The 18,942-nt window shown below is 42.6% G+C and carries 16 protein-coding genes; 7 read left to right on the top strand and 9 right to left on the bottom strand.

All coding sequences use genetic code 11. The features are described 5' to 3' along the window. Positions 1-282 precede the first annotated feature (282 nt). Positions 283-1,779 (top strand): glycerol kinase GlpK, encoded by a 1,497-nt coding sequence (gene glpK / locus AFM12_RS09180; protein ID WP_055146975.1) that lies wholly within the window; start codon positions 283-285, stop codon positions 1,777-1,779. A 46-nt stretch (positions 1,780-1,825) separates the two neighbouring features. Next, on the top strand, positions 1,826-2,236 hold the full coding sequence (locus AFM12_RS09175) for a hypothetical protein (RefSeq protein ID WP_131458268.1): 411 nt from the start codon (positions 1,826-1,828) through the stop codon (positions 2,234-2,236). A 7-nt stretch (positions 2,237-2,243) separates the two neighbouring features. Here the strand turns inward: AFM12_RS09175 and AFM12_RS09170 are convergent, their stop codons facing one another. Beyond that, positions 2,244-2,723, bottom strand: a complete 480-nt coding sequence (locus AFM12_RS09170) for a hypothetical protein (RefSeq protein ID WP_055146969.1) — start codon at positions 2,721-2,723, stop codon at positions 2,244-2,246. A 77-nt stretch (positions 2,724-2,800) separates the two neighbouring features. Between AFM12_RS09170 and AFM12_RS19985 the strand changes: the two genes are divergently transcribed. Then, positions 2,801-2,926, top strand: coding sequence for a hypothetical protein (locus AFM12_RS19985; protein WP_262489874.1), 126 nt, complete (start codon positions 2,801-2,803; stop codon positions 2,924-2,926). Between the two features lie 442 nt (positions 2,927-3,368). Here the strand turns inward: AFM12_RS19985 and AFM12_RS09165 are convergent, their stop codons facing one another. Continuing rightward, a complete protein-coding gene (locus AFM12_RS09165) occupies positions 3,369-3,692 on the bottom strand; it encodes a LytR/AlgR family response regulator transcription factor (protein WP_055146966.1) in 324 nt (107 codons plus the stop codon). A 139-nt stretch (positions 3,693-3,831) separates the two neighbouring features. On the opposite strand from AFM12_RS09165, the gene AFM12_RS09160 reads away from it, so the two are divergent. The 4 genes from AFM12_RS09160 to AFM12_RS09145 all read left to right on the top strand — a co-directional run bounded on the left by AFM12_RS09160 (position 3,832) and on the right by AFM12_RS09145 (position 10,004). After that, positions 3,832-4,470 carry a response regulator gene (locus AFM12_RS09160; RefSeq protein ID WP_055146963.1) on the top strand — a complete coding sequence of 213 codons (639 nt, stop codon included), beginning with the start codon at positions 3,832-3,834 and terminating at the stop codon, positions 4,468-4,470. After that, positions 4,454-7,546, top strand: coding sequence for a sensor histidine kinase (locus AFM12_RS09155; RefSeq protein WP_055146960.1), 3,093 nt, complete (start codon positions 4,454-4,456; stop codon positions 7,544-7,546). Before AFM12_RS09160 ends, AFM12_RS09155 begins: the two co-directional genes overlap by 17 nt. 141 nt (positions 7,547-7,687) lie before the next feature. Beyond that, positions 7,688-9,004, top strand: coding sequence for a sugar MFS transporter (locus AFM12_RS09150; protein ID WP_055146957.1), 1,317 nt, complete (start codon positions 7,688-7,690; stop codon positions 9,002-9,004). Positions 9,005-9,011: 7 nt separating this feature from the next. Then, positions 9,012-10,004 (top strand): Gfo/Idh/MocA family protein, encoded by a 993-nt coding sequence (locus AFM12_RS09145; protein WP_055147896.1) that lies wholly within the window; start codon positions 9,012-9,014, stop codon positions 10,002-10,004. 291 nt (positions 10,005-10,295) lie between these two features. Here the strand turns inward: AFM12_RS09145 and nagA are convergent, their stop codons facing one another. The 7 genes from nagA to AFM12_RS09110 all read right to left on the bottom strand — a co-directional run bounded on the left by nagA (position 10,296) and on the right by AFM12_RS09110 (position 18,861). Beyond that, positions 10,296-11,483, bottom strand: coding sequence for an N-acetylglucosamine-6-phosphate deacetylase (gene nagA / locus AFM12_RS09140; RefSeq protein ID WP_055146953.1), 1,188 nt, complete (start codon positions 11,481-11,483; stop codon positions 10,296-10,298). Between the two features lie 56 nt (positions 11,484-11,539). Next, a complete protein-coding gene (locus AFM12_RS09135) occupies positions 11,540-12,910 on the bottom strand; it encodes an McrC family protein (protein WP_055146950.1) in 1,371 nt (456 codons plus the stop codon). Continuing rightward, positions 12,907-14,286, bottom strand: coding sequence for an McrB family protein (locus AFM12_RS09130; protein ID WP_055146947.1), 1,380 nt, complete (start codon positions 14,284-14,286; stop codon positions 12,907-12,909). Before AFM12_RS09130 ends, AFM12_RS09135 begins: the two co-directional genes overlap by 4 nt. A gap of 109 nt (positions 14,287-14,395) precedes the next feature. After that, a complete protein-coding gene (locus AFM12_RS09125) occupies positions 14,396-15,130 on the bottom strand; it encodes a glucosamine-6-phosphate deaminase (RefSeq protein WP_055146944.1) in 735 nt (244 codons plus the stop codon). A gap of 1 nt (position 15,131) precedes the next feature. After that, the gene (locus AFM12_RS09120; RefSeq protein ID WP_055146941.1) at positions 15,132-16,247 is read right to left on the bottom strand and encodes an acyltransferase family protein; all 1,116 of its coding nucleotides are present in this window, start codon (positions 16,245-16,247) and stop codon (positions 15,132-15,134) included. A gap of 50 nt (positions 16,248-16,297) precedes the next feature. Then, entirely contained in the window at positions 16,298-17,641 is a 1,344-nt protein-coding gene (locus AFM12_RS09115) for a Gfo/Idh/MocA family oxidoreductase (RefSeq protein WP_055146938.1), read from the bottom strand. A gap of 11 nt (positions 17,642-17,652) precedes the next feature. After that, positions 17,653-18,861, bottom strand: a complete 1,209-nt coding sequence (locus AFM12_RS09110; protein ID WP_055146935.1) for a PQQ-dependent sugar dehydrogenase — start codon at positions 18,859-18,861, stop codon at positions 17,653-17,655. Between the last annotated feature and the right edge of the window lie 81 nt (positions 18,862-18,942).

Genomic DNA, 18,942 nt, shown 5'->3' with positions numbered 1-18,942 from the left:
GTAATTAATAAAAGGGGTTATTGCCGCTATTTAAACATTTTTTCTTCTTTTTGCCATACTTGTTAAGAATAAATAAATTAGACAATATTCGTCCTTTCATAGACAGACTTATTCCTTTTGAATCCCAAAAAGCCCTAATCATTGATGTCGTAGACCCTGTTTCCGTCCATTAAAAGGAAACCGCTCACCATAATAGTAAAAGAGCTTAGTTTTAGTTTTTTGATTTTCGGCGAAAAGGTTTTTCAATTAACTTGAATCCCCAATCCAAAATTGAAATAACCTATGAACTACGTCGCTGCCATAGATCAGGGCACTACCAGTACTCGCTGTATAATATTTAATAAGAAAGGTGAAATTGTTTCTGTTGGTCAGAAAGAACATGAGCAAATCTTCCCGAAAGCCGGCTGGGTAGAGCATAACCCTGAAGAAATCAGACAAAACACCCTTGAAGTGGTCGCTAATGCCCGAATAAAGGCCAATTTATCTACACAGGATATTGCAGCTTGCGGTATCACCAATCAACGAGAAACCACCATGGTATGGAACCGAAAAACGGGCAAACCGTACTATAATGCTATAGTTTGGCAGGATACTCGCGTCGGTAAAAAAGTGGATGAGCTGGAAAAGTCGATCGGCTCCGATTGGTTCAAAGAAAGAACAGGCCTTCCCTTAGCCACTTATTTCAGTGGACTCAAAATTCAATGGATTTTGGATAACGTAAAAGGAGTACGTGAAGACGCTGAAAAAGGAGAGGCCATTTTTGGAAACATGGATACCTACACCGTTTGGCACCTCACCGGTGGTGTGGATGGTGGACTTCACCTGACTGACGTGACCAATGCTTCCCGAACTCAATTAATGGATATCAAAACCATCTCATGGGATGAGGAAATTCTCGAAAAACTCAATATCCCTTTAGCCATGCTCCCTGAAATAATGCCAAGCAGCAAGGTCTACGGAAAAATCAAATCTGAAGCCATGCGGGGCGTGCCGCTTGCTGGCATCCTAGGTGATCAGCAGGCAGCCTTGGTAGGACAAACTTGTTACAAACCGGGTGAAGCGAAGAATACCTATGGAACAGGCTGTTTTATGCTCATGAATACAGGAACAGAAGCGGTCGCCTCAAAATATGGCTTACTAACAACGGTGGCTTATCAGTTTGAAGGCCAGCCTGTTCATTATGCCCTTGAAGGGTCTATTGCCATTGCCGGAGCACTGGTTCAATGGCTACGTGACAATCTTGGAATCATTAAAAACAGTGCAGACGTTCAAAAACTGGCAGAAGGCGTCAATGACAATGGAGGAGCCTATTTCGTACCAGCGTTTTCGGGTTTATATGCTCCGTACTGGAATAATAATGCACGTGGCCTTATTGCTGGTTTGACTCGTTTTGTAAACAAAGGTCATATCGCCAGAGCTGTCTTGGAGGCTACCGCTTACCAAACCCGAGATGTGCTGGAAGCCATGCAAAAAGACAGTGATATTGAAATAAAATCTTTACGTGTAGATGGCGGAATGACCGTCAATGAACTGCTCATGCAGTTTCAGTCAGACATCATGGATGTAGAAGTAATCAGGCCAAAAATGATTGAAACTACGGCACTGGGAGCCGCCTATGCTGCGGGAATGGCGGTGGGTTACTGGAAAAACTTTGATGATCTGACAGCCAATTGGGGTATTGATAAAACCTGGAAATCAGAAATGTCTGAAGAACTTAGAGCCAAAAATTTCAATGGCTGGAAAAAGGCCATTGAACGTAGTTTGGACTGGGAAGATTAACTCACGGTAATCCAACCTTTCATACGATTCCGGCATTCATGAGGTGATGAAAAAGTTATATCTGTTTTGCCTTCTGATGCCGGTGCTTTTGTCTTGCTCAAAAGCTGAAATCAGAAATGGTCTGATCGGCGATTGGGATTATGGCTATGAAATTAGGGAAAGAAAGGCAGACGGCAGCTGGGACGAGTGGCATACCATTCAAACCTATGTTTTAGTGCCCGGCGTCTCTTTTACTACCGATGGCAGATTGCTCTACGGTGGGGAAACATCTACAGCCTGCTGTACTTTCAAAAAATATAGTTTAAAGGACGATGTCATTAAACTGCAAGATTTGGTATCGTGCCCTTATGTTGACTGTGCCTATTGCGACGAATGGAAAGTGATTTCTCTGGAAGACAATGTTTTAATTCTGGAGAAATGCGATATCATTCAGGAAAAATATACCCGGGCCCAATAGCCAACTTTTAAATACGCTTGAGAATTAATCGTGTTACTACGGTTGATCCGCCAGAGGTTTCCGTAAAATGCATTTCGAATTGTCGGTTCTCAATAGAAATCTCTGACAACACCCATTTTTCTTTGAGAAGTAAATCCTGAACCCCTCTGGCAGGAAAAATTTTCATTTCTGTTACATCTGAATTTACCTCGTACTGCATGGAAAGAGTGGTATCAGCATCATCAAATCTCATTTCTACCGAGTTGTCTTTTTTAAATTCAATCCACGAAATCTTATTACTAACCTCAAAATCAACCAACGAATTGAGTGAAGACCCGGCCTCAATCACCTGATAGTCGTTTATAAAACCCTGATCAATTTGCCATCGACCGGAAAGCAGCAAATCTTTGAAATATTCTTCATTTATTGCCCTTCTGGAATTTGCAGGATCAACTCCTGAGTCACATTTAACAAGGGCAAAAATCAGCACAGCTATGAAAAGTCGCATATCAAAACGTAATTTGAAGAAAAAACAAGATGAGAATAATTGCCCGGAACTTCCCCATTCTGCTCCTTGAATTCTCTATGAAAGAAATTCAAGAGTTGAATGTCAACGGTTTTCTGACTTCCATCATCAAAGACCCCAAAAGCCCCTATTTCAATATCCTGAACAAAGACAACTTTGATAAAGTCTACGTTGAATACGATTAACTTATCTGGCCGGAAGTGTTGAATTCAATGGTTTGTTCGGGTGAGGTTCAGAGGCATGATGCTGTTTTTAGCAAGAGCGAGATCATAGGTTATCTTCAACTGCATTGAATTCGATTAAAAAGCCCACAAGCGTTACATTTTTGCCAGCCCTTTGGAATTCACTCTTAACACTATAAGCAGATTCAATTTTTAAAGATTTTCACACCTTCTTCCTGTTTTTAAACATAGGAATCTACTTTAAATACCACGTTTGGCAAGAATTTTCTTCCAAAACTTGGTCCGACAAAACTTCTAGGCCAGTTATTGTGAAAACTAGACCATCTGTAAATAACCCAGAGTTTTTATTTGCCTCAAAGTATCCGAAAACTGCTTAATGCTATTCAGGTCATGAAAAGGCAGAATGTTTGCCGAATAGGGAGTTCTCAATCATTACAAGCCGAAGTCATTTATATATTTTACAGACTTTAAGAATCTGTGATGTTTTACGTCGGGATATTCTGATTTCCTGATTGTTTTTTAGTCTTACAAAATGCTTTCCTCCACGATCTAACACTTTATCTATAAAGGACTTATTAATCAAATATGATCTATTGACCCTTAAAAAGTCATCGTTCAATACATTTTCAAAAAAGCCAAGTGAGTAGCCGGAAATCCTTCTTTTTCCGTTGCTAAAGCTGAGGAAGGTATAATTTGAAGAGGCGGTCAGAAAATAAACGTTTTCATTACTGTCTTTTCCGAGAATTTTGGGTGTAGGGGTATTTGTCATAGTAGTTGGGCTAATTATTTCAAATTTCCTCAATCCATCTCCACCTGTCAATCACCCTATAGGGTGATTTTTTGTAGACAGAGTAACCCTTAAATGCGTTTTCTATTATCTTTAGACAATTGCACAAGAATGATAGTCCATGTATACCTCCGTTATTATTATTGACGATGACGCCATTGTGAGAGAGAGCGTCCGTATGTTTCTTGAGGCTCAGAGTGATATTGAAGTCATTCAATGTTTTGGCAGGGCAGAAGACTATTTGGCAGAGCTGGCAAAAAATCAATTTCAACCAAATCATATTTTACTGCTTGACATCGGATTGCCTGGTTTGGGAGGCCTGGAGGCCATTCCAGAGATAAAACAAATTGCTGATCCTGATATCATTATGCTCTCCACTTATGAAGAGGAAGACAAAATCCTGAAGGCACTAAGCCTGGGTGCCACTTCTTATATTTCAAAAAGAGCCGGGCTAAAAGCCATTTTGGAAGGGATTCAGATTGTTCAAAAAGGTGGAGCTTATCTTTCACCTGCAGTAGCCCGGGAGGTTGTTGGTTTTTTTGCCCAGAGCAAAAGAAAAAAAGAGGAGTTTGAGCTACCTGCCCGTCAATACGAAGTTTTATCAGCACTTTCTGAGGGTCGCACCTATCAGGAAATAGCGAACGAAATGAGTATTTCGGTAGAAACGGTACGCTCGCATATCAAAAAAATGTATCGTAACATGCAGGTCAAAAACAAAGTGGAAGCTATTAACCTGTATATGAATGGGTCTGTTAAATAAACCAGGGCAACATATCATAGGTCTCTTGTGTTTTCTTTCACTGACTTTATTTTCATGCTCAGAAAAATCAACTAGTGATCAGCCCGTAAATAAAGGTCAAAAGGCTCGGGTAGGCTTACCTATAGATAGCCTTCTTTACTTTAAGAATTTTGATACTAAAGACGGACTTATCTCCTCCGATTTAGATAATACCTATGCAGATAGTCATGGTTATATCTGGATATCCTCTGCCAAAGGTATAATGCGATTTGACGGTCAAAACTTCAAACCCTTTTTTGATAATCTTGAAACTGGGGTTCGTCTTGAAGGGCCAAACTACTTTTTTGAGGATCATAATGGCACTTTTTGGATTTTTTCGGGCAGTGGATATCTTAACAAATATAATCCTCAAAAAGATATCATGGAGGCGGTTTCTACTCAGCTCGAGAATGGCTGGGCAAATGAAAGGCCAATGAATGTAGCCCTTTCTGAAAACGGAACACTCTGGCTTGGAGGCTATGGAGGTATCCAAAACCTGGACACACAAACAGGGGAAATCCAGCTTTTTCCCATCCAGAAAATACGAACAAAAGACTGGCCTCACAAAGAAAAGGTGAGAATGGAGATTATCCGAAAAGATAAAAAAGGACAGATCTGGCTAGGTTCTCGTAAATTCGGCCTAATCCGTTTTGACCCTTCAAAGGGCTCCTTTGATTTTTTAAGAGACAGGCCTGAGTTTCTCAACTATCTGCTGGATGACTGGATAACAGATATTGAGGTAGATGACGATAAAACCTTCTGGATCTCGGATTTCGAACGGGGCCTGGTTCACTTCGATCCTGAAAATGAGCAAATTATTGACTTCTTTGAAATTGAGAAACTTATAAATTCTACTTACAAAGTAGCTATTAGGGACTTGTTTCGAGAGGGCGATTTTCTTTGGATGGCCACTAACTACCATGGTCTTCTTCTGTTTGACCTTCGAAAAAAGAAAATCATCAAACAGTTTACCCGTGAAAACTCCTCCATTGGGATGAACAAGATCACATCTGTTCATCGCGATCGTCAGGGAAATTATTGGCTTACTGGGAATCAACTTGTGGCCGCCTCTTCCACCTTTTATGAATTTAAGAATTTTGCCTTTGGCGAAAATCTTGCAGTTTATGACCTGGCTGAAGGCCCGGAAGGTGTTCTGGCAACTACTCAAAAAGGTATTTTTCAATATAGTCCTCAGGGCAAGATCAAAGAAGTTTCTCCTGATCAGGGAGCCTATTATGCTATTAAAAAAACAAAAAATAAGCACATCTGGGCGGGCGGCTCTTCAAGAAGTATTGAGCTTACACCAGACCTCTCTAAAATAGTAAAGGAGTACAGTTATGGAATTCCGGTCGATTCAGTCGGTAATTCCTTAAGACGATCTTTAAGCCTGATGGAAGACTCTCAGGGCACCATATGGCAGATCGATAACTGGAGGAGGTTGCATTTCATTAAACCTGAAACTGGTGAGACTGGTAATATTTTCAGTCTCGCTCAAGACCCCATCTCCAAAAAATTCATACAGGTTATGTGTTTGCTTGATGACCCCGGGCAGAAGCGTATTCTTGTAGGTACTGATCTCGGGTTGGCTACAGTGAGTTATAAAAATTATGAGCTCAAATGGATCGCCGACTCTAAACAACAGCAAGAGAAGGTAAGCTATCTCTACCGTGGCAAAAACGGTAATCTTTGGGGGATTTTCTCGAACAAAATATTCAGGATGGATAAAGGTAACTTAAGCCTTAGTCCCCTGACTTTTGAAGACAGAAACAGTGATGAAAACTTCAATTGGATTGTAGAAGAACCTGCCAATACGTTTTGGATACAGAGCTCAAACGGCATTTTGAGGTATAAAGACAACAAGACTACCCTGTATGCTAATCATAATTTCAGCGAGGGTAGCTTTGCAAAACCAGCTCCTGTTTTGTCCTCCTACGGCAAAGTATTTTTTGGAGGTGAAAGTGGTCTTAGTGTCATTGACCCGAAGCTTTACAAGAATAATGAGATATCCCCTCAGGCCCAGCTTCAGTATGTCAATTTCCCGGCAAAAAGAGTTGAAAATCAAACCTTTGATTCTACCCTTTATACTACACAGTTAAACTCTCTTGAACTTAAGCATGACCAAAACCGACTCAAACTAAAGTTTGACGCCTTGCACTATAAAGAACCAGCCTTAAACAAGTTTAAATACAAGCTGGAGGGTTATGACGATGACTTTTTAAATTCCGGCAGTTCGGGTGAGGTCTTTTATACCAATCTTAGTCCTGGAAATTATACACTTCTATATGCTGCTGCCAATGGTGACGGGGTGTGGTCTGACCTTAAAGAATTCAATATTATGATAAGCCCACCCTGGTACCAAACCTGGTGGGCCTGGCTACTTTATTTGGGTCTTTTCTTCCTTGCCATCTATGGCTGGATCCGCTATCGGGTTTTTATGAAACTTGAAAGATACAGAGCCACGGAAGAAATGCGGACCAATATTTCTGCTGACCTGCATGATGATGTAGGCTCTTTACTTGCAGGTCTCTCCATGAAATCTGAGCTAATGTCGCTAGGTGTAAAACCAGTAGATGTGGAAAGCCTGAACAAAATCAGTGAGATGGCCAGAGATGCCATGGAGCGGATGCGTGACACCGTATGGGCCATTGACTCCAGAAAAGACAAGGTAGAAAACCTTCTGGACCGAATGCGGGCCTTTGCCGAACAGAACCTTCCTGAAAAAGGCTTCAGGTATGAATTTATCACCGAGGGAATTGATAAGGCATCATTCATCAATCCCATCCTGCGGCAAAACCTATATCTTATTCTTAAAGAAGCTGTTACGAATATTCTCAAGCATTCTGATGGAAATACTGTCAAAATAAAACTAAAGAAAAGTGACTCAAATGTTCAGCTTGTAATAAAAGATAACGGTCAACAAAAGTACACCACCCCATCAGATGGCCTTGGTATGAGCAATATGAAAAACAGAGCGGCCAAAATTAACGGTTCAGTCAGAAGTTTTTATGAAAACGGCTTCACGTTGAAAGTGGTAGCGGCTCTTGAACGAAAGGACTGATAAGGAATCCTCTTTTTCCGGACATTCGTTCTCAGATTCCCTGATTTCGAAGAAAAGCCAATGATCTGTGAAATAGGGAACGGCTTAATTTCCTCTAAAAAACTTATATTGCTTATCAAAGCCCTATTGAACCTAACCTCTATGGAAAAAGCCGTATCTGTCAGCTCGCTGAGTAAGAGAGACACCACCATTTCGATTTTTATCATTGGCCTGATGTTCTTCATTTTTGGATTTGTCTCCTGGGCCAATTCCATCCTTATCCCCTATTTCAAAATCGCCTGCGAACTCACCAATTTTCAGGCATATCTCGTGGCTTTTGCCTTCTATATTTCTTATTTCCTGATCTCTGTACCAGCTTCCTATTTGTTGAAAAAAGTAGGTTTTAAAAAAGGGATGATGGTTGGTTTCTGGCTTATGGCTGCAGGAGCCTTTATTTTCATCCCGGCGGCATACGGCCGAACCTATCTCATTTTCCTCATTGGACTGTTTACCCTTGGGGCAGGATTGGCCATTTTACAGACAGCGGCCAATCCCTACATTACTATTCTCGGAGATAAAGAACGGGCCGCACAGCGAATCAGTATTATGGGAATCTGCAATAAAGCGGCAGGCATATTGGCTCCGCTAGTCTTTGCGGCAGTTATTTTACGGGCCACCGACAGTGAACTCTTTCAAAGTCTGGATTCCATGAGCGGTCCTGAAAGAAATGCGGCCCTCGACGAACTTATTCAGCGGGTGATTACGCCCTATCTTGTGGTTGGAATAGTCTTGTTTTTATTAGGACTAGGCATACGCTATTCTCCGTTACCCGAGATCGATACCGATTCTGAAGATGAATCTGTTGCAGGTGGCACCTCAGGTAAAACAAGCATTCTTCAATTTCCTCATCTCATTTTGGGAGCGGTTGCCATTTTTCTTCATGTGGGTACTCAGGTGATCGCCATTGACACCATCATTGGCTATGCCGGCAGCATGAATATTCAACTGATGGAGGCTAAAGTTTTTCCATCTTTTACGCTGGCAGCCACCATTTGCGGATACATTCTGGGTATTATTTGCATCCCGAAATACATTTCACAGGTTACCGCCCTCAGAATCTGTACGTCGCTGGGTCTAATCCTTACGATACTGATTGTTTTCACCTCCGGACCAGTAAATTTCATGGGTCACACCGCTGATATTTCGATCTGGTTTGTGGTTTTGCTGGGACTGGCCAATTCCCTGATCTGGGCGGGTATCTGGCCGCTGGCTCTTGATGGGCTTGGAAAGTTCACCAAGCTGGGGGCTTCGGTTTTGATTATGGGGCTTTGTGGCAATGCCATTCTACCTCTTTTTTACGGCTATTTTGCGGATATCTTCGATCTCAAAACCGCCTACTGGGTACTATTCCCCTGTTACGTTTATCTGGTTTTCTATGCCCTCAAAGGGCATCAGATCAGAAAATGGTCAATCATTTAATTCCATTATGAAAAAGAAACTTACACGCCGTGATTTCATAGTCCCCTTGGCCACCGCCACACTTGGGTTTACATCACTAAAAAGCTTTGCCGGTAGAAGGAATAATACGGTTGTCGTAGGCAAAAGAATCGGCATCATCGGTTTGGACACATCGCATTCAGTCGCCTTTACAAAATCCCTGAATAAGGAGGACGCCGACGCAGTATTTAAAAACTACAAAGTGGTTGCTGCTTACCCGCAAGGCAGTCTGGACATTCTCTCCAGCACCGAGCGGATTCCAGGCTATATTGAAGATGTTAAAAAGTACGGTGTGGAAATAGTTAATTCCATAGCCGAGCTGCTGACTAAAGTAGATGTAGTCATGTTGGAAACAAACGATGGTCGCCGACATTTGGAGCAGGCCCTGGAGGTTTTCAAAAGTGGTAAAACTACATTTATTGACAAGCCTATTGCTGCTTCTTTGAAAGACGCCAAAGCCATTTTTGCGGCTGCGGAAAAATACAAAGTACCCGTATTTTCATCTTCCTCTTTGCGATATGCCTCGAATGTTCAAGAGGTCAAAAACGGCAAACTTGGTAGAGTCAACGGAGCCGACACCTATAGTCCCATGAAATTTGAAAAAACTCACCCCGATCTGTTCTGGTACGGCATTCACGGTGTAGAAATGCTTTTTACTGTCATGGGTACAGGCTGTAAAAGTGTCCGGAGAACCATCGGCGAAGATCAGGAAGTATTCGCCGCCACCTGGAACGACGGACGGATAGGCACTTTTCGTGGCATCAAAAACGGCAAACAGGATTACGGAGGCATGGCTTTCGGTGAAAACGGCATCGAACATCTGGGTCCCTACAATGGTTATGATCCACTCCTGGTGGAAGTGATCAATTTCTTCGAAACCGGCATAACCCCCGTAGACAAAAACGAAACTCTGGAAATCTGTGCCTTCATGGAAGCCGCCGACGAAAGCAAAAGAAAAGGCGGAGCAGAAATTATGCTCTAGTACGCAAAAGGCTGAGCCAAATGGCTCATTTTAAATGTACGTGAGAACACGAATAATAGTAATGAACATCCGTTGAGCCAAAGTACTGTTTGAAGTACTGGCAAGTGTTCATAAGGCAAAAGCTGTCCCGAAAATATAAGTCAACTGAACACTTGACTGTACAAGTTTATTTTGGCAATGTTTTTTGAATACTTTTTTTTCGAAAAAAAGTATTGCCCGTCCGGCCAGGACAGCCGAGAAGAAGTGGAAAAAGTGATCACTTTCTTTCATTTGACCGAATCAGAAGAATTTTCATTTTCCCTGAAATACAATTCTCCCACCCACCATCGTAAGCTTTACATCAATCCCCTCATCAAAAACCACCAAATCAGCATCCCTGCCAACAGCAATAGACCCCTTCCGATCATCCATTTTCATGATCCGTGCCGGAGTAAGGCTGGCCATTTGAATGGCTTCCTGAAGCGAAACTTTTCCCATGGTGAGCATGGTGCGAATGAGCCGGTCAAAAGTGGCTACGCTGCCGGCAAATGCCGTTCTTTCGGGCATTTTGGCCACACCATCTTCCACGATCACACGAGTGCCATTTTTATAAGATCCCAGCACAGATTCGCCTTCAGGCATCGCGGCGGCACGCATGGCATCGGTGATGAGAACGGTTTTGGCGGGGCCTTTTATTTTATGGATGAGCTGCAGCAGCGGTGACGGTAAATGCACGCCGTCGGCGATGATTTCTACGTCCATGTCGTCAATGAGGTAGGCAGCTTCCACCACCCCGGCGTAGCGGTAGGCATTCCGGCGACTTACGCCTGACATGGCCGAGTAAAAATGCGTAGCCAGCGAGTAGCCGTTTTCCCAGGCTTCCAGAGCTTCTTCATAGATGGCATCGGTGTGTGCTATGGCTGCCAGAATGCCATTTTTCACCAGCGTTTTCCCGAATTCAATGGCACCGGGCAGCTCGGGGGCAGCACTCCATCGCTTGATAAAAGGGTAATTGGCAATGATCTCGTTATATTCCTTGGGATCAGGATTTTTGATGAATTTGGGGTCTTGTGCTCCCCGCTGACTCATAGCAAAATATGGTCCTTCCAGGTGCATCCCGATAAACTGAGCACCTTTATTGTTAATTTTATCAGCGGCTTGATAGGCTTCGAGAGTCTGGATCAAATCCTCCTTTTCGCAGGTGAGCGTAGTGGGCAACATGGCCGTGGTGCCGTAGCGTGCGTGTGTTTCTGCAATCCCCAGAAATGCCTCCACGGTGCCATCCATAAAGTCAAAACCTCCACCACCATGCAAATGAATGTCGATAAAACCTGGAGAAATGTACTGTCCTTTGACATCAATAATTTCAACATCCGAAATCTCCGGATTTCCTGCCACCACCGCCGTAATTTTTCCATTCTCCACCAAAATAAACCCATGCTCCAGAATCTGATTTGGAGTGATGATTTTGCCGTTTTTTAGGAGGGTTTTGGGGTGCATAAAAACTTAGATACTCTTTTTAAAAAGGAAATAAATGATAGCTCAAGCCATTCAGGCTAAGCATTTATTGTTTTTTCAATTTCGTTAAGTTCATTTGTCAACATCCGTTTTGACTCGTTGATGCAGTCCTTCTTTAATGGCACTCCTAAAATTAATATTGTGTTTGTCGCTTCGTTTATTCTGTTTTTGTATTGAATTCTTTTTAATTCAATTTGGTCTGAAGGGTAACACAGAAAACCAAATTTAGAATCTGTCTTACTGAATGAAGAGTAGGCCATTATTTGATGTAAGTCATGTCTATGGTCTTCTTTAAGGACTTCACTTTGGTCAAACTTGTTATATAAATTCGATTTGTATTTGGCGTCAATAAAGACCAGAAAATTTTCTTTTTGAAAGATAGCGTCTGGCTCGATGTGTTTGAGTTCCCAGGAGTAATGCTTCGATGTCCTAGAATGAAACTTAAAGTTTGAATAAAGCCGTCCTCCGGTCTCTTTTGCAGCTTCTTTGAAAATACGTTGAATGAATTTCTCGAATACATCTGAAAAGTCTACCCGCCAAGCGGTACTGTCTACAAGGTTAAAGTTTAAAATCTTATTGGCTTGTTCCTTGCAAGCTTTAACGGTCGGACTATCGGAAAATCGGATTGTGATTTTATTGGTTGCTTTTGGTTTATGATGATATAAACGTTCTTCAAGGAAACTCAATTTTGTTCGCAGAGTGTTCTTAATTCTCTGTGGTGTGTTGGCTGAAAGTAGTTCATTTCTACATAAGTCAAAGACATATCTAATTTCCGAATACTCGGAATGAAATTCACTCAACACATTTGTTCTTGCTGGAAATTTCAATCTATTTTCTACTTTGAATTCGTTGTTTAAATATTTCGTCCAATTTATTTGACCAGTAGGCTGGCTTGAGACTTTTTCAATATTGTCAAACTTTCTCCACGGTCTCATTGTCAATTTTTCAAGAGCTGCAATAAATTTTACAGCCTCTAAATACAGAGGAGGTCTGAAATTCTTACCTGATGCTAATGGTAAACTGTCAATTACCTCTGGACTAATTTCGGTTCCAAGTAGGTTTAAAATTTCAATATAGTCCTCGAATCTATCTCGTCCGGTGAACCGAGGCACAACTACAAAATCACCAATTTGTTTTCCAGTGTCCGAAGCTCTCAAAGGAATAGAGCCAATAAAACCAGAAGAACGGAATGCTAGTGCTGTGCTTTGGTCTGAACCAATTATATATGGTTGAACACCTAGAAATTTAAATTGCTCAGAGTTGTAATCAATAAATTTTTGGAGGTATTGACCAATAATTCTTTTGTCTGCTGACTTGAACCACTTTTTTTGCAATGCAACTCCACCTAACTGTTTTGATTGTTCAGTTAAGCACGGAATTTCGCAAAAAATATCTATTGGTTTTGTCATTCGAAAAGAGATAGATTAATTCTTGTTGAGAAATAGTTATTAAACTCTTCTTTAGCATTTCGCAAAAGACCTTCTTGTAAATACTCTTTAATCAAAGGGAATATTTCATAACGAATACGATTTCTCATTTCTTCTTCGGTGTCTGCAATAAAATAGCCTTGTCCCGGCTGCAAGTTTAGTTCGGTACTTGATGCATACCAGTCAAATATTTCCTGAATTCTGCTGAAGTCCTCCTTAAAGAACTGTTTCGACTTTATAACTTTTGGTTTAAGTGTATACCAGGCAAAACGTCTTCTTAGTGCAAAGTCAACAACAGCCAAGCTCCTGTCAGCAGTGTTCATAGTAGCAATCACAGTAAAGTTTTCGGGCAGTTTCGTTATTTTAAAATTTGGGGCAATTTCAATTTCAACATTCGAAACATCCATTTTATGTTCAAATAGATAAAAAATAGGACCCAATACATTGGAGAGATTGGCTCTGTTTATTTCGTCAATTATTAAGGTGACTTTTTCAGTGGTATGGTCAACGGAATATTTCAAAGCCTCTGAGAAGCTGCCTAAAGTTTCTTTATATCTCAGTTCTTCGTTTTCTGTATCAGGTCTGATTCCGTAAATAAAATCGGAGTAGCTTGTCTCTGCGTGAAATTGAGTGAAGAAGGTTTTCGCTCCTATTTTGGCTGCAACACTTTTTGCGGTTCTTGTTTTACCAGTACCAGGAGGTCCCTGAAGAACTATGTACCTTCTTTCGATTAAGAGATTTTGTACTTCGTCTGTATTATCAATTGTTTCTGTCTTTAAAAAGGGCTCTAAAGCTTCTGAGACTGCTTTTCTGTGGTCTTTATTAGTCGGCCAATCTCTAAGTTTAGCATAACCAGCTACAAAGGCTGCAATAATTTGTTTTCCTTCTTCGCTTTCTGGGTCTTTGACGATTTGGCATGCAGGAAGAACTTCTTTATATTTTACTATTGATTTTTTTAGATAATCGCTTTCAATCAAATCAATAAACTTTTTTGGTAGACTACTTTCAATATCAGAAAAATCCGTTTTGCAATACCCTACTTCATTTGTTAGTTTTTTAAAAAGCCGTCTTAAGCCTGGATAAGTAGCTAAATTATAGTCGTTTTTAAAGCCTTGCGAACCAATTCCTAATGTTACAATTAAACTGTTGACTTCTGTGTCTGAAGGAAAAATAACAAAAGAAAAGTCGTGGTATACACCTGAGTTACCCTCTTCAAATTCAACAAGCCCTAAATATGCTCCAGGAGTATTGGTTGTAAAGCTAATTTCAGTGTTGTCTCGGAAAACAAATGATTCATGTTTCGCACCGAATTGCTCTGCTTTCTCTTTGATGAACTGTCTAATACGTTCGATACTCATTTTTTAGGAATTAGATTTGAAAAAGTTCTAAATTCATGCTTTACCATATCTTGTTAGGAATGTTTCACAAGATGGGATATTTTAACCAAATAGCTAATACTTGTCGCAATCATAACTTCCCCGCCGCCCCCTCATCCAAAAACAACTCACAATCGGGATGCTGCTGTAAAATGCTGGCCGGGTATTCAGGTGAAACGACTTCATTGAGACTATTTCGTACGGCTTCCGCTTTGCGTTCATCGGGTACTGAGCAGATGATTTTTGCCGATTTCATGATCTGGCGAATAGACATGCTGATGGCCTGACGGGGCACGGCTTCCATACTTTCAAACCAGCCCTCAGAGAATTGCTGCTTGCGGCAGGCTTCATCCAGGTTGACAACAATATAGGGTTCCTCTGTCTCAAAATCAGCCGGAGGATCATTGAAAGCCAAATGTCCGTTCTCGCCAATGCCTACCAACGCAACGTCAATAGGATGAGTCTGAATCAGGGCACCCAGTCGGGCACATTCTGTGGTGGCGTCGGCTTCTCCATCGATAAGATGAGCCTGTTTGAGCGAAGGACTGACCTGATTGACAAACCGTTCCAGCAGATATTTCCGAAAACTAGCTCCATGCGTAATAGGCAGTCCCAGATATTCATCCAGATGGAAGAGGGTGACCTTGCTCCAGTCGATGCCCGGCTCATCGACAAGTCGGTTTAAGGTCTCAAACTGACTGGTACCAGTAGCCAAAATAATATTGGCAAACCCTTTTTCTGAAAGGCTGGCCTTGATGACTTTGGCCGCAACCTCACCGGCTGCCTGACCCATGACTTTGGGATCTTTTAATATTTCTATTTTCATATTAAACGCGTAGGAAAATTCGTTTGTCGTAAAGGAATTTCAGGAATAGCCATTTGATCACCAACAAACAAATAGCAGAAGTCAGAATAGCATAAGTTTCGCCAGAAAGCTGCATCAGCCATTGAAAAAGAGCTTCGGTGGTGTAACGCCAGTTGATGAATTTGCCCGAGATATAAATCAGAATAGAGTTCATGCCGATCACCTGCAAAAAGAAAGACCATTTCTGATAACCCAGCACGTCAATGATATAGTAAAACAGAGCAAACAGCAGGAGGCTAAGGCCCACTGTCTGCATCACAAAAGAACTGGACCAAAGGTTCTTATTGATCGGAAAATCCAGATTCCAAACCTGAGCAATGACGATGGAGGCGACGCCAAAGACGGCCATAGTTACGGCCTTTCGGGTCGGAGTTACGGTTTTATTTTTGATATAAAGGCCCGTGATAATACCCGCCAGAGCATTGCATATGGCCGGGATATTATTGAACAAACCCACCGTATCATGAATTTCACGACTCAGTTTCCCAGGCAAAACGGTGCGATCTACATACGAAGCAAAATTGCCTTCCATGGTGAGATCACCCATAGGGAAACCGGGTGCCGATGTGAATTTGAGAATGAGCCAGTAGCCAATCAGCAGACCGCCAAACCAATAGATGAGCCACTTTTCTTTGACATACAGATAGAGAACATTGGCCAGAGCATAAGCAATACCGATACGCCCTAGCACGCTCATAAACCGGATGTCTGACAGCGGTCTCAGCTCCAAACCATTATTATAAATTACCCCCAGAATGAGCAGAATCAATCCCCGCCTCAGCACACGCTGTAGCACTTTGCTTTTTGGTTGACCAGATTGCAGAGCCTTACCCACAGAGAATGGCGTAGAAACCCCTGCCAGAAAAATAAAGAGAGGGAAAATGAGATCGTAGCCCGTGAAACCATCCCAATAGGGATGTTCCAGCTGCTCTGAAAAGGAGAGCCAAAAAGGGGCTCCGGTGATTTTTGCCATGGCATGCACCAACCCTTCTCCCCCAATGATCCAAAACATATCAAAACCCCGCAGAGCATCCAGTGAATGCAGGCGTTGACTAATGAAGGTGTTTTCAGGTTTCATAGGTTAGATATTAAAATGGGACAGATTAAAAAAGCTGACTGCTGCAAGCCTTAAACTTTAGGTTCCCACCCAGGCTCATACTCCCTTGACCACAGCTTCATCGCCTCCGGGTCGTTCAGAATACGTCCGTTTTTGGGGTTTATGTTTAGAGTATGGCCGGTACGTTGGGCAATGTTCCCCAGTTGTACCAGCAAGGTGCTTTTGTGACCGCCGTCAATGTCTGAAATGACAGGCGTGCCTTGTCTGATACCGTCAAAAAAGTTACGAATATGCAAGGCATCCAGCTGTTGCGAGGGGTTTTGCAGGTTTCTGGGGTCAATCACAAAATCGTTTTTGACTTCTTTGACAAGGTTATTTTTGAGGTCAAAAACCTTGTAATCGTTTCCACTTTGAATTTGCATGGAGCCATTTTCACCGTAGAAAATCACACCTACACTTTCCCCTTCGTCGTATTTGCCATTGCAGCTACGGCCTTCCCAGGTGATCATCGATTGATTGTCAAATTCAAGATTAATCACCTGTGTATCGGGCGTCTCCCAGTCGTCTTGGTAACGATATCGACCACCGGCAGAATTGACTTTTATTGGGAAATCAACTCCAAGTCCCCAGCGGGCCAGGTCCACCATGTGGGTGCCGTTATTGAGGGCTTCGCCGGTGCCCCAGTGCCAAAACCAATGCCAGTTGTAATGAATGAGATTGTCTTTGAAAGGCTTTCGGGGAGCCGGGCCTTGCCATAGATCATAATTGAGCCATTCAGGCACAGGGATTTCTTTACCAATTCCGATGGACGCCCGGTTATTCGTATACCAGGTCTTGGCAAAATACGGTCGGCCAATGACCCCTTCGTGGAGCTCTTTGATGCCGGCGGCCACATTGGGCCAGCTTCTGCGTTGATTGCCCATTTGCAGTACCCGTTTGTACCTGGCCGCTGCTTCCACTAACATTTCTCCCTCATGAGGATTGTGACTGCAGGGCTTTTCCAGATAGACATGTTTACCTGCAGAGCAGGCCAGCAAGGCAGCAGGAGCATGCCAGTGATCCGGAGCCGTTACAATGAGCACATCCACATCTTTGTCTTCCAGAGCCTTTCTAAAATCAGGAGTATTTTTGGGGCTTTTTGACTGGATGTTGGTGACGGCTTCTATGCAGACTTGGGCCGCACGGCTATCCACGTCACATATGTGCAATACTTCACAGTCTTTTTGCGATGCAAAATTCTGGGCCACCGCAAGCCCCCGACTATTGACACCCATGCTGGCCACAACGATTTTTTCATTGGAACCCAAAATACGACCGTAGCTTTTAGGTGAAAATCCTGACAACACCCCACCGAAGGACAAGGCTGCGGCTCCGGTTGCGGTTTTTTTGATGAAATTTCTGCGAGACTGTTCCATAGCTGAACTGATTACTTTTCGTAAGTGATTTTAAAAAGTGTGCCACCAAGGTCGTCACACACATAAAGAGCTCCGTCAGGCCCTTGGGCTAGGCCGCAGGGGCGATGTTGAATCGGGCCCGTTGGTACGGCAAGGTCAACCCCCGCGAAATTGTCGGCGAAGATTTCCCACTTTCCATTGGGCTTTCCTTTTTTAAAAGGCACAAAAGCTACCAGATAACCTTTTTTGAGCTCAGGCGATTGACCATGAAAAGCAACGAAGGCTCCGTTCCTGTATTTCTTCGGGAACATTTTCCCTGTATAAAAAAGGAGATCGTTCGGCCCTAAATGAGCCGGAAAGGCCACGAGCGGGTCTAGAGCGTTTTCCCCTCCTGTTTTTTTACCATCCCCTCCATACTCCGGAGCCTGAATTTTTTTCTTTTGAAACTGATCATAATAGATATATGGCCAACCGGCATCATCTCCATACTGAAGTTCATAAAGGGTTTCTGCCGGCAACTCGGCACTTTGCTGAGCCGTGTAATACTGAGGGTACTTATCGTGAAACTGACCTCGGCCATGAACAGCCGTAAAAAGAGATTGAGTCTGATGATTCCAGGTGAGTGCCACTGCGTTTTTCACACCGGTGGCATAACGTTTCCCGTCTTCAAAATGCTGGTTTGTCCGATCCGTAGAGAATTGCCAGACGCCTCCGGCCGAATCCAGAATTGTGCAGGGCATAATCCCTTTTCCTGTTTCATCGCGGCAGGGGTCGTTCCAGCTTCCTATAGTGACATAAAGATTCCCTTTCCCATCAAAAGTAAAAGGTTTGGCATTATCGCGTCCATGATCAGCTAAGCCTGAAACGATCAGCTCCGGATGCTCGGTGTCGGCAACTTCGCCATCGCTGTTCAGAGGGTAGCGATAAATTGCTGAATTGGAAGAAGCGTAGAGGTAACCGTTATGGAGTTCAACGCCGGTGCCGGGTAGAGAGCCAAAAGATTTGGTCTTTCCTTCTTTGATCATCAACAGGCTGGAACCATCTTCTGCCAGTTTACTCCGGTTAAGATAAATCACCCCTTGATCCGTAACGGTCAAATGCCGGGTTTTACCGAGATCTTTTCCTAAAACTTCAGATTGAAAACCCTCCGGCAATATTAGTTGAACGCTCTCCTGAGCATGGGAGCTCAGACTGATTAACAAAAGACAAAAAAATAATTTTAAAGAATGGTTTAATTTCATAGAGGGTTGAGTTCAGTTAGGTGGATCAATTTAGAAATTTATTTTTCAAACACTGCTTTCCATTTTTTGAAAATCAGGTCA

Origin of the sequence: Jiulongibacter sediminis, from assembly GCF_001306455.1 — a bacterium.
Classification (GTDB): domain Bacteria; phylum Bacteroidota; class Bacteroidia; order Cytophagales; family Spirosomataceae; genus Jiulongibacter; species Jiulongibacter sediminis.
This window is presented reverse-complemented; position numbering and strand designations above follow the sequence as displayed.

Coding starts and splice junctions, on each gene's coding strand:
- AFM12_RS09150 (WP_055146957.1), top strand. CDS start 7,688: ATGGAAAAAGCCGTATCTGTCAGCTCGCTGAGTAAGAGAGACACCACC.
- AFM12_RS19985 (WP_262489874.1), top strand. CDS start 2,801: ATGAAAGAAATTCAAGAGTTGAATGTCAACGGTTTTCTGACTTCCATC.
- AFM12_RS09130 (WP_055146947.1), bottom strand. CDS start 14,286: ATGAGTATCGAACGTATTAGACAGTTCATCAAAGAGAAAGCAGAGCAA.
- AFM12_RS09110 (WP_055146935.1), bottom strand. CDS start 18,861: ATGAAATTAAACCATTCTTTAAAATTATTTTTTTGTCTTTTGTTAATC.
- AFM12_RS09135 (WP_055146950.1), bottom strand. CDS start 12,910: ATGACAAAACCAATAGATATTTTTTGCGAAATTCCGTGCTTAACTGAA.
- AFM12_RS09120 (WP_055146941.1), bottom strand. CDS start 16,247: ATGAAACCTGAAAACACCTTCATTAGTCAACGCCTGCATTCACTGGAT.
- nagA (WP_055146953.1), bottom strand. CDS start 11,483: ATGCACCCCAAAACCCTCCTAAAAAACGGCAAAATCATCACTCCAAAT.
- AFM12_RS09165 (WP_055146966.1), bottom strand. CDS start 3,692: ATGACAAATACCCCTACACCCAAAATTCTCGGAAAAGACAGTAATGAA.
- AFM12_RS09145 (WP_055147896.1), top strand. CDS start 9,012: ATGAAAAAGAAACTTACACGCCGTGATTTCATAGTCCCCTTGGCCACC.
- AFM12_RS09125 (WP_055146944.1), bottom strand. CDS start 15,130: ATGAAAATAGAAATATTAAAAGATCCCAAAGTCATGGGTCAGGCAGCC.
- AFM12_RS09115 (WP_055146938.1), bottom strand. CDS start 17,641: ATGGAACAGTCTCGCAGAAATTTCATCAAAAAAACCGCAACCGGAGCC.
- AFM12_RS09175 (WP_131458268.1), top strand. CDS start 1,826: ATGAAAAAGTTATATCTGTTTTGCCTTCTGATGCCGGTGCTTTTGTCT.
- AFM12_RS09155 (WP_055146960.1), top strand. CDS start 4,454: ATGGGTCTGTTAAATAAACCAGGGCAACATATCATAGGTCTCTTGTGT.
- AFM12_RS09160 (WP_055146963.1), top strand. CDS start 3,832: ATGTATACCTCCGTTATTATTATTGACGATGACGCCATTGTGAGAGAG.
- AFM12_RS09170 (WP_055146969.1), bottom strand. CDS start 2,723: ATGCGACTTTTCATAGCTGTGCTGATTTTTGCCCTTGTTAAATGTGAC.
- glpK (WP_055146975.1), top strand. CDS start 283: ATGAACTACGTCGCTGCCATAGATCAGGGCACTACCAGTACTCGCTGT.